Source organism: Pseudomonas putida NBRC 14164 (genome assembly GCF_000412675.1).
Taxonomy (GTDB): domain Bacteria; phylum Pseudomonadota; class Gammaproteobacteria; order Pseudomonadales; family Pseudomonadaceae; genus Aquipseudomonas; species Aquipseudomonas putida.
Genome location: NC_021505.1, coordinates 3,559,324 through 3,573,365 on the forward strand (window position 1 = coordinate 3,559,324; position 14,042 = coordinate 3,573,365).

The 14,042-nt window shown below is 63.5% G+C and carries 10 protein-coding genes and 1 pseudogene; 4 read left to right on the top strand and 7 right to left on the bottom strand.

Annotated features, from left to right (window positions below; genetic code table 11):
• Positions 1-66 precede the first annotated feature (66 nt).
• The 6 genes and pseudogenes from cycA to speB form a co-directional block, all read right to left on the bottom strand.
• Positions 67-1,491 (bottom strand): annotated as a pseudogene (gene cycA / locus PP4_RS15760) (D-serine/D-alanine/glycine transporter).
• A gap of 378 nt (positions 1,492-1,869) precedes the next feature.
• On the bottom strand, positions 1,870-3,558 hold the full coding sequence (betA, locus tag PP4_RS15765) for a choline dehydrogenase (protein WP_016500195.1): 1,689 nt from the start codon (positions 3,556-3,558) through the stop codon (positions 1,870-1,872).
• A gap of 4 nt (positions 3,559-3,562) precedes the next feature.
• Positions 3,563-5,032, bottom strand: a complete 1,470-nt coding sequence (locus tag PP4_RS15770; protein WP_016500196.1) for a cytosine permease — start codon at positions 5,030-5,032, stop codon at positions 3,563-3,565.
• Positions 5,029-5,208, bottom strand: coding sequence for a hypothetical protein (locus PP4_RS15775; RefSeq protein WP_016500197.1), 180 nt, complete (start codon positions 5,206-5,208; stop codon positions 5,029-5,031). The genes PP4_RS15770 and PP4_RS15775 overlap by 4 nt, the downstream gene beginning before the upstream one ends.
• 96 nt (positions 5,209-5,304) lie before the next feature.
• Positions 5,305-6,813 (bottom strand): aldehyde dehydrogenase family protein, encoded by a 1,509-nt coding sequence (locus PP4_RS15780; protein ID WP_016500198.1) that lies wholly within the window; start codon positions 6,811-6,813, stop codon positions 5,305-5,307.
• A gap of 15 nt (positions 6,814-6,828) precedes the next feature.
• Positions 6,829-7,800, bottom strand: coding sequence for an agmatinase (speB, locus tag PP4_RS15785; RefSeq protein WP_016486208.1), 972 nt, complete (start codon positions 7,798-7,800; stop codon positions 6,829-6,831).
• Positions 7,801-8,067: 267 nt separating this feature from the next.
• Between speB and PP4_RS15795 the strand changes: the two genes are divergently transcribed.
• A complete protein-coding gene (locus PP4_RS15795) occupies positions 8,068-8,982 on the top strand; it encodes a LysR family transcriptional regulator (protein WP_041168071.1) in 915 nt (304 codons plus the stop codon).
• A gap of 9 nt (positions 8,983-8,991) precedes the next feature.
• On the opposite strand, the gene PP4_RS15800 is transcribed toward PP4_RS15795, so the two are convergent.
• Positions 8,992-9,879, bottom strand: coding sequence for a LysR substrate-binding domain-containing protein (locus PP4_RS15800; protein ID WP_016500200.1), 888 nt, complete (start codon positions 9,877-9,879; stop codon positions 8,992-8,994).
• Positions 9,880-9,974: 95 nt separating this feature from the next.
• On the opposite strand from PP4_RS15800, the gene PP4_RS15805 reads away from it, so the two are divergent.
• Genes PP4_RS15805 through PP4_RS15815 form a run of 3 tightly spaced genes read left to right on the top strand, consistent with a single transcriptional unit; the run spans position 9,975 to position 14,023 of the window.
• The gene (locus PP4_RS15805; protein WP_016500201.1) at positions 9,975-11,417 is read left to right on the top strand and encodes an aldehyde dehydrogenase family protein; all 1,443 of its coding nucleotides are present in this window, start codon (positions 9,975-9,977) and stop codon (positions 11,415-11,417) included.
• A 13-nt stretch (positions 11,418-11,430) separates the two neighbouring features.
• The gene (locus PP4_RS15810) at positions 11,431-12,417 is read left to right on the top strand and encodes a dipeptidase (protein WP_016500202.1); all 987 of its coding nucleotides are present in this window, start codon (positions 11,431-11,433) and stop codon (positions 12,415-12,417) included.
• Positions 12,418-12,472: 55 nt separating this feature from the next.
• On the top strand, positions 12,473-14,023 hold the full coding sequence (locus tag PP4_RS15815) for a BCCT family transporter (RefSeq protein ID WP_016500203.1): 1,551 nt from the start codon (positions 12,473-12,475) through the stop codon (positions 14,021-14,023).
• Positions 14,024-14,042: the final 19 nt, after the last annotated feature.

Below are 14,042 nucleotides of genomic sequence, written 5' to 3' on the forward strand. Positions count from 1 at the left end.
TGGCAAAAAGACAACAAGGGGACAGCGCAGCGCGCTATCCCCTCGGGCAACACATGAATGTGCCGGTCAATCAGCGTCAAACGACAACTGCGCTGTCGCCTGTTTCTTCTGGCGGATGGACCGGTACGCCAGCCCCAGCACGGCAAACCACACCGGTACCAGGTACAACGCCATGCGGGTGTCGGCCTCCAGGGCCAGCAATGCCAGGATGAAGGCGAAGAACGCCAGGCATACCCGGCACATCACGGTGCCGCCCGGCATCTTGTACTTCGACGCCTGGTGCAAAGGGTCGCGCTGCTTGCGGTACGCCAGGTACGACAGCAGGATGATCGACCAGACAAACATGAACAGCAGTGCCGATACCGTGGTAATCAGGGTGAAAGCATCAAGCATGTTCGGCACCAGGTAGATCACCAGCGCCCCGCCGGTCAGGCACACACATGAGAAGATGAGGCCGTTGGAGGGCACGGCACGGCGGGACAGAGCGCCGAACTTGCCAGGTGCATCACCGTCCATCGCCAGGCCGTAAAGCATGCGGCTGGTAGAGAACACACCGCTGTTGGCCGACTACATGGCCGAGGTCAGTACCACGAAGTTGATGATGCCTGCGGCTGCCGGCAGGCCGGCCAGCACGAACAATTCGACGAAGGGGCTCTTGTTGGCCACCACTTCACGCCACGGGGTAACGGCCATGATGGCGATCAGCGCCAGCACATAGAAAACGATGATGCGCACCGGAATCGAGTTGATCGCCCGCGGCAGGTTGCGCTCCGGATTCTTGGTTTCGGCCGCAGTGGTGCCCACCAGCTCGATGCCGACGAAGGCAAACACCGCAATCTGAAAGCCCGCGAAAAAGCCCATGGCGCCGTGCGGGAACATCCCGCCGTCGTTCCACAGGTTGGCGAGCGCTGCGGCATGCCCGGCCGGCGACTGATAGGCCGCCGCCACCATGTAGAAGCCGGTGCAGACCAGCGCGCAAATGGCCACGATCTTGATCATGGCGAACCAGAACTCCATTTCCCCGAACATCTTGACCGTCATCAGGTTCAGCGTCAGCAACAGCCCGACACAGGTCAGCGCCGGTATCCACAATGGCATGTCCGGGAACCAGAATTGTGTATAGGCAGAAATGGCAATCACATCGGCAATGCCGGTGACAATCCAGCAGAACCAGTAGGTCCAGCCGGTAAAGAACCCCGCCCACGGCCCTAGCAGGTCGGCAGCAAAGTCGATGAACGATTTGTAGTGCAAGTTGGACAGCAACAGCTCGCCCATTGCGCGCATGACGAAGAACAGCATGAAGCCGATGATCATGTAGACAAAGATGATGGAAGGCCCAGCCAGGCTGATGGTCTTGCCAGAGCCCATGAACAGGCCGGTGCCGATGGCACCGCCGATGGCGATCAGCTGGATATGGCGGTTGGACAGGTTGCGTTTGAGTTCGTGTGCGTCACCGTCAGGCGGGCAGTGACCGTGCGGCAAGTTAGTCATTGTTATGTACCTTGCTGGTTTAATTGTTTTTATAACGTCACAAGTTCAACCCTCGGGACCGCATGAACAACGTTCAGTGCCGAGCGAGTGCAAGGTGGGGAGCAAGGTCTGTGCCAAGCGCAAATCCTGCTGGCTAGAGGGGTTCTAGCGAAAAGGGCTGTACCGGCTGTAAAGAAGTCACTCCATCTATTTGCGTCAATCAGGCCGTTGTGCTGCCCCAGGCATCGCCAGCGCTGTACTTGCACCCCCTGTATCGAAATCATTCCAATGGAGCGCATTCAGTCCAATCTCATGGCCTGGACCGGCCTCTGTGGGAGCGGCCTTGCAGCCCTTTCGCAACACAAGGCCGCTCCCACATTGACCGCGTCAACCGGTAGTCTAACGGACAGGCATCTCGCGCACCGGCTTGCGGCTACGCTGCTCTTCTTCCCAGCCCCCCACCAGCCCAACCGGCACATCAGCCGGTGCCAGCGGCTGGCGCCCGCGCACCAGGTCTGCGGCGCGCTCGGCCAGCATGATGGTCGGGGCGTTGAGGTTGCCATTGGGCTCGCTCGGGAACACCGAGGAGTCAATCACCCGCAGCCCCTGCAAGCCGTGTACACGCAACGCAGAGTCCACCACCGCCATGTCATCCTCGCCCATGCGGCACGAGCCGCACGGGTGCATGGTGCTTTCCATGTTGGCGCGCACGAAGGCGTCGATCTCTTCGTCGGTCTGCACCTGCGGCCCCGGCGCCAGCTCTTCGCCGCGGTAGCGGTCCATGGCCGGCTGGGCGATGATCTCCCGGGTCAGCCGCACACAGCGGCGGAAGCCCTCGCGGTCCTCTTCGCTCGCCAGGTAGTTGAAGCGGATTTGCGGGTGCTGGTACGGGTCGGCCGACAACGCCCGCACATGGCCCCGGCTCTTGGGCTTGTTGGGTCCGGTCAGCACCATGAAACCATGCCCTTTGAACGGCTTGTCGCCGTCGTAGCGCATGGCCGCCGGCAGGAAGTGAAACTGGATGTCCGGCCAGCGCAGGCCCTTGGACGAACGGATGAAACCGCCCGCCTCGAAGTGGTTGCTGGCACCCAGGCCGTCCTTGAACAGCAACCAGCGCAAGCCGATGAGGGCCTTGCCCAACAGGTTCATCTTGCCGTTGAGGGTTACCGGCTCCTTGCACGCATACTGGATGTAGATTTCCGAGTGGTCCTGCAGGTTCTCGCCCACCCCAGGCAGGTCGTGGCGCACCTCGATACCGGCGTTCTTCAGCACCGCAGCCGGGCCGATGCCGGAGCGCTGCAGCAAGTGCGGCGAACCGATCGGGCCAGACGCCACCAGCACCTCGCGGTTGCACATGACTTTGTGCGTCTGCCCGCCCTGGTCGTACTCCACGCCCACCGCCCGCTTGCCCTCCAGCAAGATGCGCCGGGTCATGGCATGGGTGATCACGGTCAGGTTCGGCCGGCTCATGGCCGGGCGCAGGTAGGCATTGGCGGTGGACCAGCGCACGCCATCCTTCACCGTCATGTGCATGGCACCAAAGCCTTCCTGCATGTAGCCGTTGCAGTCGTCGGTCTTGATGTAGCCGGCCTCGGCACCGGCTTCGACCCAGGCACCGTACAGCGGGTTTTGCATGTTGTTGCCGTTGTTGGTCGACAGCGGCCCCGCCCCGCCCCGGTAGTCGTCACCACCGAATTTGTATTGCTCGGCCCGTTTGAAATACGGCAGGCAATTGCGGTAGCTCCAGTTTTTCGCGCCCAGGCTTTCCCACTCATCGAAGTCACAGGCATGGCCACGGATGTACACCAGGCCGTTGATCGACGACGAACCGCCCAGCACCTTGCCCCGTGGGCAGTGCAGGCGCCGGTTGTCGAGGTGCGGCTCGGCCACGGTCTCGTAGCGCCAGTTGTATTTTTTGGTGTTCATCGGCAAGGAGAACGCACTGGGCATCTGGATCAGCACGCTGCGGTCGCTGCCGCCGAACTCCAGTACCAGTACCGAAGTACCGGCGTCTTCGCTGAGGCGGTTGGCCAACACGCAGCCGGCCGAGCCCGCACCGATGATGATGTAGTCGTATCGCTTGGTCATTGTTCTAGTCCTGTGCGCGAAGGCCTACGGCCTCGATATTGCGTGCATTACGCTTTGGGTAGCCGCCCCAACCCAGGCGCGCAGCCAGCAGTCGGGTCAGGCCGTAGTGCACCAGCCCGGCCAGCAGGCAGGACGGTAGCGAGGCCGTGGCGAAGGTGAAGAAGTCGGTATGGGCCAGGGTTTGCGGGTTGAACACCACCACGTAGACCGCAAAGCCCGCCACCAGCGCCACCAGTGCGATGGGGTTGAAGCCTTTGCAGTAGCGCAAGGGCGACACGCTCTGTTCGGCGTAGATATGCCGCAGGTTCAGGCGCTGCTTGCGCAGGAAGAAGTAATCGGCGATGCCGATACCGGCCAGGGCGCTGTTGAGGGCGGAGGTCCACACCAGGAATATGAAGAACCCATCGTAGATCCCCGGCAGCAACACCACGATAACCACCGGAATGATGCAGAACAGCGCGATCAGCACCCCCCACCCCACACTGCGCAGGCGTTCGCCTGCCAGCTGGCGCAAGCCGATCACTGCGGTGTAGAGGATGTTGACCATGCCGGTCAGGTTGGCCAGCGCCAGGAAACTCAAGGCGATGATACCGAAGCCCATGCCACCGGCCAGGCGCATCCACGCAGTGGGGTCGCTGCTGCCCAGGGTGGTGGCCGCGAACAGGCTGACCGACTCACCCAGCGAAGCGGCGCCGAAGATGCCCACCAGGTTGGGCCAGAAGGCCGTACGCTGGTTGCTGCACAGGCGCGACAGGTTGCCGATGTAGGGCCACCACGAAAAGCCCGCAGCAATGTTGATTTCCACTGCGACCATGAAGTTGACGTGCGGGTTCTCGAATGGTGGTTGCAAGGGCGGCATGGCCAGCAGTTCGTCGAGGCTGTAGCGCCGGGAAATGAAGTACATCAGTGCCAGCATGATCAGGATCAGGCTGGGTGCGATCACCGCGCTCAGGCGGCGGATCATGTCCGGCCCGCGCATGGCAACCAGCGCCGCCAGCACAATGGCCAGCAAGGCCCCGGCGGTTACCAGCCAACCGTCTGCGCCGGGCTGGCGCTGTTGCACCAGGGTCTCGAGGTTGTCCAGCGCCCGCCCGCACATCAGCCCCAGCACCGCCAGCCACCCCATGGTCAGCACCACCACCGAGAGGAAGTAGACCAGGCGGCTGCCATTGAGGCCGAACATGCTGCGCAGGAAGGTGAACTGCTCGACGCCGTACTTGCCACAGGGCAGGCAGGTGGACGAGGCAGCAAGCACCACGCCGATGATATTGCCGATGATGATCGCCGCAATCCCTTGCAAGGGCCCGACGAACAGCGCGGTGGCGCCGCCGATCAGGAACACCCAGGTGGCCACCGCCAGCGCCGAGTTGGCGTAGGCAAAGCCCCAGAAGCCCCAGACCCGCTCACCGGGTAGCAAGGGGGTGTCGCCACGTTCCGCACCCAGGCGAAACTCCTGCTCGCGGGAGGCGCTCATGGCTGGCCTCCCAGGTAGTACGCGCCAGCAATCATCACCAGCACCAGCAGGGTAAGTGCAACCACGTCAGCCGCCGTCAAGGCGCCCGGCCACTGCACACGCTTTTCCAACTCCTCGTAGGCGCACAGGCGCCTTTCCAGGTCCTGCGCACGCTCCACATCCACTTGGCTGTTCATCGGCATCACCTCGACAGGTTCTTGTTCTTGAAATTCGATGCTTGATTGAACCTGCGTCGCTCGCCAAACCTCAGCGACGCAGACAGGCCCTGAACCTCAGGGCAAGGTGATCCAGACCGCCTTGGTCTCCAGCAGAAACTCCAGTTGTTCCGCGCCCAGGTCCTTGCCATAGCCCGACTGCTTGTAGCCACCGAACGGCATGGCCGGGTCGAGGGTGCTGTGGGCATTGACGTACACGGTACCGGCCCGCAACTGCGGGATCAGCCCGTGCACCCTGCCCAGGTCGTTGGAGTAGATCGCCGCGGCCAGGCCGAACAGCGAGTCGTTGGCCAAGGCCAGGGCCTGCTCCTGGGTATCGAACGGCTGGGTGACCAGCACCGGGCCAAAGATTTCCTCGCTGACGATGCGCATGTCGTTGCGGCAGTGGGCGAAGATCGTCGGCTGCACGTAAAAGCCCGGGCCGTCCAGCGGCTCGCCGCCATAGTGCACCTGCGCGCCTTCGGCCTTGCCCAAAGCGATGTAGTCCAGCACCCGCTGCTGCTGTTGCTGCGACACCATGGGGCTGATGAAACAATCAGGGTCGAGCCCCGGGGCGATCTTCAACGTCGCGGTGTAGCGCGCCAGCGCTTCGAGAAATGCCGGGTAGACACTGCGCTCGATGTAAGCACGGGTACCGGCGTCGCACACTTGCCCGGAATTGAAGAATACGCCGTTGGCCACGGCTTGCGCCGCCGCCTCGATGTCCGCGTCGGCAAACACGATCACCGGCGACTTGCCGCCCAGTTCGAGGGTGAGGCGCTTCATCTGGTCCATCGCCGTCTTGCCCACCGTACAACCCACCGGGGTAGAGCCGGTAAAGCTCAGCTTGTCGATGCCCGGGTGGCAGGTCATCGCCTGGCCGACCACGCTGCCGCGTCCGGTCACGATGTTCACCACCCCGTCGGGGATGCCTGCCGCCTGTACCAGTTCGGCAAAGCGCAGTGCCGACAGCGAGGTCAGCTCCGCCGGTTTGACCACCACGGTGCAGCCGGTGGCCAGCGCTGCGCCCAGTTTCCAGGCCATGGTTTGCAGCGGGAAGTTCCACGGCACGATGGCGCCGACCACCCCTACCGCTTCCTTGCGGGTGTATGCCAGGTAATTGCCGGGTAGCGAAGGCTCGACGGTGCGGCCATGAATCTTGCTGGCCCAACCAGCGAAATAGCGCAGGGTGTCGACCGTGCCCTGAATGTCGACAGCACGCGCCTGCACCACCGACTTGCCCATGTCGATGGCTTCGATCTGCGCCAGTTCGTCGCCGTGGGTTTCGATCAGGTCGGCCAGGCGATGGATCAGGCGTTCGCGCTCCAGCGGTTTCAGCTGGCTCCAGGCGCCACCATCGAACTGCGCACGCGCGGCGCGCACGGCACGGTCAAGGTCATCTGCGGTACCCATGGGGATGCGCGTCAGTACCCCTTCGGTAGAGGGCTCGACCACCTCGGCGCTGCCACCGTCGCTGGCCTCCAGCCAGGCACCCCCGATGAACATGCGCTGCGGCTTGCTGAGAAAGCGTTGGGTCGCCTCGCTAACACCAAAGGCCTGCAAATAGGCTTTTACCTTGTTGTCCACAGTACAGTCTCCGGGTCAGCGAGCTTTGGCGCGCGCGTGGAAAATGAAGCCGATGCTGTTCATCAGCAGTTGGGCGGCAAGGATCGAGGTCATGCCGGTGGGGTCGTAGGCCGGGGCCACTTCGACCAGGTCCATGCCGACAATGCGACCGTGGCTGCGCTTGGCCAGCGCCTGGATGATTTCCAGCACTTCGTAGTAAAGGAACCCGCCATGGCTCGGCGTGCCGGTGCCTGGGGCGATGGAGGGGTCGAAGCCGTCGATGTCGATGGTGATGTAGTAGTTGCGCCCTTCCGGGATTTTCGCCAGCACGCCTTCGCAGCCCAGGCGGCGAACGTCACGTACCGAAAGAATCTGCGAGCCGGCCTCGCGAGCGGCGTCGTAGTCGTCGCGGTTGGATGACGACACGTTGCGGATACCCATCTGGGTCATGCCGACGATGTGATCCAGCTCCGAGGCGCGGCGCAATGGGCTGCCGTGGCCATAGCGCACGCCATGGCGCTCGTCGACGAAGTCCAGGTGGGCATCGAAATGCACGATGTGGATCGGCCCATGCCCTTCGAACGCCTTGATGACCGGCGCATGCACCGAATGGTCACCGCCCAGTACCACCGGCATGGCGCCGGCTGCGAGGATCTGCCGGACGGCCGCCTCGATGTTGGCGTTGCTGCTGACCATGTCGGTGTGCACGATGTCGGCATCGCCCACATCGACCATGCGCACCTGGTCTTCGGTCAGGTAGGTGGCGTCATCCTCGAAGTCGTAGGCACCGGCATGGCCGAAGGAAAACAGGGTGGATGCCTCGCGAATGCCACGCGGCCCGAAACGCGCCCCTGAACGCCACTGGGTGCCCATGTCGTTGGGCGCGCCCAAAATCGCCACGTCGGCGTCGATAGCCTCCCAGTCGGTGCACACCGGCGCCTTGGCGAACGTGCAATGGCCCACGAAAGGCAGGTTCAGGCGGCCGGACTCATAACCGTGTTTTGCCATGTTCTGGTTTCTCCACTTCTTGTTGTATGTCAGGAGACGGGGCGACTGCTCGACCACCGTTGCAGCCACTATGGCAACCACCGGGGCAGGGAAAAATGCGCAAGTGCAGATACATACATCGCCCTTTCCGATGTATCCGAAGGCGATGCGGGCGGACAACGCCAGGCATTGCAGCGGCCTGGCACTCATGGTTAGCTTGCGCAACAAGAACAATGCACGGGCGCTCATATCAGCACGGGCGATGTGAGGCCCGGCCGGGAGGCTATGGTGATCCAGCTCCACGATGTCGACCTGAAGCTGCTCAGGGTATTCACCACTATCGTCCGGTGCGGCGGCTTTTCTGCGGCGCAGGCGGCACTCAATGCCGGCCAGTCGACCATCAGCGAACAGATGACGCACCTGGAAACCCGTCTGGGGGTCAAGCTGTGCCAACGCGGGCGCAGCGGCTTTCGCCTGACCGAGCAAGGGGTGGCGATCCATGAGGCAACCTTGCGCCTGCTCAGTGCCGTGGAGAGCTTTTGCCTGGACGCCGACGTGCTCAAGCAGCACATCAGCGGCAAGCTCAACCTGGGCATCATCGACTCCACCCTGACCGACCCCGTCTCGCCGCTACCGCGCACCACCCAGCGCTTTGTTTCACGCGGGCACGATGCCCACCTGCACATCTACATCGGTGCTCCGGCGGAACTCGAAGAGCGCGTGCTGGATGGCAGGCTGCACCTGGCCATCGGCCATTTCCCGTTGCGGGTGCCTGGCTTGTCCTACCTGCCGCTGTATGACGAGGCCCTGGGGCTTTACTGTGGCCGGCGCCACCCGTTGTTCGCCAGCAATGCAGCCAACGGCCGGCTGATGGAAGACGTGCGCCAGAGCCGTATCGTGGTGCGTGGCTACATGCAGCAGTACGACCTGGAGCAACTGGGCATCACCAAGGCCGACGCGACGGTGGAGAACATCGAGGCAGCGGCGATCCTGATCATTTCCGGCGCCTACATCGGTTTTTTGCCCGTGCACTTTGCCGAGCAGTGGGTCAAGACGGGCGAAATGCGCCGCCTGGGGGCCAGCACCCTGGACCTCAGCTCACCCTTCGAAGTGGTTACCCGACGCGGAGTGTCGCGCCCGCCCATCCTGCAGGCCTTTCTGGAGGACCTGGCGGCCTGCACCAGCCAGCCCGGGGTGCCATGAGCCGCAGGCTCAGCCGGCGTGGGCCAATTGCACCTGCAAAAACGCCATCAATGCCCCCGCCGCAGGTGACAAGCTGCGCCCCTTGCGGGTGAGCATGCCGATATGCCGCTCGACCTTGGGCTCCACAAGCGGTACGAACGCCAGCTTGTCGTTCTCGTGCGGAAAGGCGAGGTACGGCAGGGTGCTGATCCCCACCCCCTCCTCCAGCATGGCGATCAACGAAATCATGTTGGAGATGAAGAGCCGGCTGTGCGACAGCAAACCCTCGGCCTCGGTGCCTGCCAGCAGTTGCGAGGTACCATTGCGGATCATCGGCACGCCCTGCAACTGCGCCCAGTGCAGCGGATCACCCGCCTGCGCCAACGGGTGGTCGCTACGGCACACCACGCCCACCTGATCGTTCACGATCGGGGCGAATTCAACCTGCTCATCATCCATCCACAGGCTGCTGATGCCGAAATCCACCTGCCCTTGGGCCAGCAACTGCTGCACACGTTCGGCGGTGCCATCCTGAATGCTGACCTGCACGTTCGGGTGTGCGGCCACGAACCGGGCCAGCGGCCCTGGCAGCATGCGGCTGGCCACCGAAGGTACCGTGGCGATGCTGACCTGGCCGATTTCATGCCGGGCAAGCAGCGTGGCTTCACGGGCGATACGGTCATGGTGCTCGATCAAGCCGCGAAACAGCGGCAGGCAATGCTCGCCGAAGGGTGTCAGCTCTACCCGTCCCCCGCCCTTCTCGACCAATGCCTGGCCCAGCTTCTGCTCCAGTTCACGCACGGCCAGGGATATCGCCGGCTGGGTGCGAAAGGCCTGGCGGGCGGCGGCATGGAAGCTCTTGAGTTCGGCGACCAGTACGAAGTAGCGCAATTGGGCGATCTTCAGCTCGGGCAACATGGTTAGCATTCCTTATCAAAGCATTTTTTTTATTAATTTTTATTTGCTGCATATTGCTCGCATGATGAATGCCATGCAACCAGAGGCGTTCATCCATGTCACACAAGACCTACAACAACTACATTGATGGCCAGTGGTGCGAAGGCCACACCACCCTGGGCAACTACAGCCCCTCGGACACCGGCGACCTGATCGGCCAGTACCATCAGGCCAGCGCCGAACAGGCCCGCCAGGCCATCCAGGCCGCCCGCGCCGCACAACCGCAGTGGGCCGCCAGCGGCCTGGAAGCCCGTCAGCAAATCCTGATGGCCATTGGCGACGAACTGATTGCCCGCAAGGAAGAGCTCGGCGAACTGCTCTCGCGAGAAGAAGGCAAGCCCCTGGCCGAAGGTATCGGCGAGGTCAACCGCAGCGGCCAGTTCTTCCATTACTACGCCGCCGAAGTACTGCGCCAGATGGGCGAGACCGCCGCCTCGGTGCGCGCCGGGGTCGACATCGAAGTGCATCGCGAACCGGTGGGTGTGGTGGGCATCATCACCCCATGGAACTTCCCCATGGCCACCGCCGCCTGGAAAATCGCCCCGGCCCTGGCCTTCGGCAACGCCGTGGTGTTCAAGCCGGCCAACCTGGTGCCGGCCAGTGCCTGGGCACTCACCGAGATCATCAGCCGACAGGGCTTGCCCAACGGCACCTTCAACCTGGTGATGGGCAGCGGCGCCGACGTCGGCGAAGCCCTGGTGCAGTCCGCCGACATCGATGCCCTGACGTTCACCGGTTCGCTGCAGACTGGCCGGCGCGTGGCGGTCGCCACCGCAGGTAACCTGGTGCGCTGCCAGCTGGAAATGGGCAGCAAGAATGCCTTGGTGGTCATGGATGACGCCGACCTTGAACTGGCCGTGGAATGCGCGCTCAACGGTGCCTTCTTCGGCACCGGGCAGAAGTGCACGGCTTCGTCACGGCTGATTGTCTGCGACGCCATCCACGACCGCTTCGTCGAAGCCCTGCGCATGCGCATGCGCCAGCTCAAGGTCGGCCATGCCCTGGAGGCCGGCGTGCAGATCGGCCCGGTGGCCGACGCGCGCCAGCTGGAGCAGAACCTGGCCTACCTGCAGTTGGCCCAGGCCGAAGGCGCCACCCTTATCGAAGGTGGCGAACGCCTGCAACTGGAGAGCGACGGCTACTACATGCGCCCGGCGCTGTTCATCAACAGCCGCAACGACATGCGCATCAACCGGGAGGAAGTGTTCGGCCCCATCGCCTGCGTGATCCGCGTACGCGACTTCGAAGAGGCACTGGCCACGCTCAACGACACCGAATACGGCCTCACTGCCGGCATCATCACCCAGTCGCTGCGCCACGCCAGCCACTTCAAGCGCCGCGCCCAGACCGGCTGCGTAATGGTCAACCTGCCCACCGCCGGCACCGACTACCACGTGCCGTTCGGTGGCCGCAAAGCCTCAAGTTTCGGCCCACGGGAACAGGGCCAGTACGCCCGTGACTTCTACACCGTGGTCAAGACCACCTACCTGCGGCCCTGAAGGAGTACACGCCATGCACGACCTCTTGATGATCGACGGCCTGCAGTACTCCAACTGGAGCCCGGAAATATTCCAGCAGATGCAGGCCGGTGGCCTGAGCGCGGTGCACGCCACCATCGCCTACCACGAGAACGCCCGCGAAACCCTGTCGCGCCTGGGCGAATGGAACCGCCGCTTCGAGACCTGGCCTGAGCTGATCCGCCCGGTGCGCACGGCCAGCGACATCCGTCTGGCGCACGAGGAAGGCCGGGTGGGGATTTTCTTCGGCTTCCAGAACTGTTCGCCGATCGAGGACGACATCGCCCTGGTGGAAGTCTTCCGCCAGCTCGGGGTGTTCGTCATGCAGCTGACCTACAACAACCAAAGCCTGCTGGCCAGCGGCTGCTATGAGCGCGAAGACAACGGCATCAGCCGCTTTGGCCGCCAGGTGATCGCTGAAATGAACCGCGTCGGCATGCTCATCGACATGTCCCACAGCGCTGAACGCAGCACCCTGGAGGCCATCGAGCTGTCGAGCCGACCGGTGATCATCTCCCACGCCAACCCGGCCAGCTTCCACGCCGCCAAACGCAACAAGTCCGATGCGGTACTGCGCGGGATCGCAGCATCAGGCGGGCTGCTGGGCTTCAGCACCTACCCGTTTCACCTCAAGGGTGCCTCGGGCTGCAGCCTGGAAAGCTTCTGCGACATGGTCGCGCGCACCGCCGACCTGATGGGCGTGGAGCATATCGGCATCGGCACCGACCTGTGCCAGGCGCAACCGCTGGCCGTGCTGGAATGGATGCGCAATGGCCGCTGGAGCAAGGACAAGGACTACGGCGAAGGCTCCAAGGATAACGCCAACTGGCCAGCGCCCTTGCAGTGGTTCCGCGACAGCCGTGACTTCGGCAACATCGCCCAGGGCCTGCGCGCCCGTGGCTTTGCCGAACAGGATGTGGCCAACATCATGGGCCTGAACTGGTTGCGCCTGCTGGAGACTGCCACCACGGCGCAGGCCTGAGCCCCTTGCACGGACAGCATCCACAATAACAACAATCGCAGGTTCCGGAGGCTTCATGAAAAACCCAACCACCCTGCAGGCTGAAGGCCAGGCCATGGGCCTGCCAATGGCACGCGACATCGACTGGCCGCTGTTCGTGATCAGCGGCGGGTTCCTCGGCGCCTTCCTCCTGGCGGCACTGATCGACATCGACAGCGTGTCGGCGCTGGTCAACACCCTGTTCGCCTGGTCGACCAGGTTCTTTGGCCTCTACTGGCAAGTGCTGATGCTGGCAACCTTCGCCGTCAGCCTGTTCATCGGTTTTTCCAGATGCGGACGCGTACGCCTGGGCGGCGTCACCCAGCGCCCGGACATCAGCACCTTCAACTGGATCGCGGTGATCATGTGCGCCCTGCTGGCAGGTGGCGGCGCCTTCTGGGCCGCTGCCGAACCCATGATGCACTTTGCCAGCCCGCCCCCCCTATTCGCCGGCCTGCAGCCGCACAGCGAAGCGGCGGCCACCGCGGCACTGGCGCAATCGTTCGTGCACTGGGGCTTTCTGGCCTGGGCCGTGCTGGGCAGCCTGCTGGCAATCGTGCTGATGCACCTGCACTACGACAAAGGCCTGCCACTGGCGCCGCGCACCCTGCTTTACCCGCTGTTCGGCGAGCGGGCGCTCAAAGGGCCGATCGGCACCCTGGCCGACGCCACCTCGATCATCGCCGTGGTCGCCGGCACCATCGGCCCGATCGGCTTCCTTGGCCTGCAGATCAGCAGCGCCATGCATGCGGTGTGGGGCTTGCCCAACGATATCGTCACCCAGTCGCTGACCATCGTCCTGGTCACGGCCATGTATACCGTCTCGTGCCTGGTGGGCCTCAAAGGCATCCGTTTTGTCAGCGAGATCAACGTCTGGCTGATGATCGGCCTGGCGCTGTTCATGGTGGTGTTCGGGCCGACGCTGTTCATCCTCGGCGGCTTCCCGGCGGCTTTTGCCCTGCATGTGGAGCACTTCATCCCGATGGCGATGTTCCGCGCCGACCCCAAGTGGCTGGACTGGTGGACGGTGTTCTACTGGGGCTGGTTTATTGGCTACGCGCCGATGGTGGCACTGTACGTCGCGCGGATCTCGCGGGGCCGAACCATTCGCGAGATCATCATGACACTGTCGATCATCGCGCCGCTGGTAACCATGTTCTGGTTCACCGTGGTGGGCGGCACCGGTATCGGCCTGGAGCTGCAAACGCCTGGCATCGTCACCGCCCACGGCACCCAGCCCGAGGACCTGCTGCTGGGGGTGACGCAGAACCTGCCACTGGGTGGCCTGATCAGCGCGCTGTTCCTGTTCCTGAGCTTCATCTCGGTGGCCACCAATGGCGATGCCATGGCCTTCACCGTGGCGCTGGCGATGTCCAGCAACGATAAACCGAAAAAATGGCTGTGCGGTTTCTGGGCCATCGGCATGGGCCTGGCAGCGGTGGTACTGATCACCATCGGCGCTGGCGGCGTGACGGCCCTGCAGTCCTTTATTGTCATTACCGCGGTGCCGGTGTCGCTGGTGATCCTGCCAGCCTTGTGGGATGCAGTGCGCATCGCCCGGCACATGGCCCGCGAACAAGGCGTCTGAACATGATCCATCCAGGTAC

What these genes read in the sequence shown, in the direction of transcription:
- PP4_RS15775 (WP_016500197.1), bottom strand. Translation starts at nt 5,208, where the DNA reads ATGAACAGCCAAGTGGATGTGGAGCGTGCGCAGGACCTGGAAAGGCGC.
- PP4_RS15800 (WP_016500200.1), bottom strand. Translation starts at nt 9,879, where the DNA reads ATGTTGCCCGAGCTGAAGATCGCCCAATTGCGCTACTTCGTACTGGTC.
- PP4_RS15810 (WP_016500202.1), top strand. Translation starts at nt 11,431, where the DNA reads ATGCACGACCTCTTGATGATCGACGGCCTGCAGTACTCCAACTGGAGC.
- speB (WP_016486208.1), bottom strand. Translation starts at nt 7,800, where the DNA reads ATGGCAAAACACGGTTATGAGTCCGGCCGCCTGAACCTGCCTTTCGTG.
- PP4_RS15815 (WP_016500203.1), top strand. Translation starts at nt 12,473, where the DNA reads ATGAAAAACCCAACCACCCTGCAGGCTGAAGGCCAGGCCATGGGCCTG.
- PP4_RS15805 (WP_016500201.1), top strand. Translation starts at nt 9,975, where the DNA reads ATGTCACACAAGACCTACAACAACTACATTGATGGCCAGTGGTGCGAA.
- PP4_RS15770 (WP_016500196.1), bottom strand. Translation starts at nt 5,032, where the DNA reads ATGAGCGCCTCCCGCGAGCAGGAGTTTCGCCTGGGTGCGGAACGTGGC.
- betA (WP_016500195.1), bottom strand. Translation starts at nt 3,558, where the DNA reads ATGACCAAGCGATACGACTACATCATCATCGGTGCGGGCTCGGCCGGC.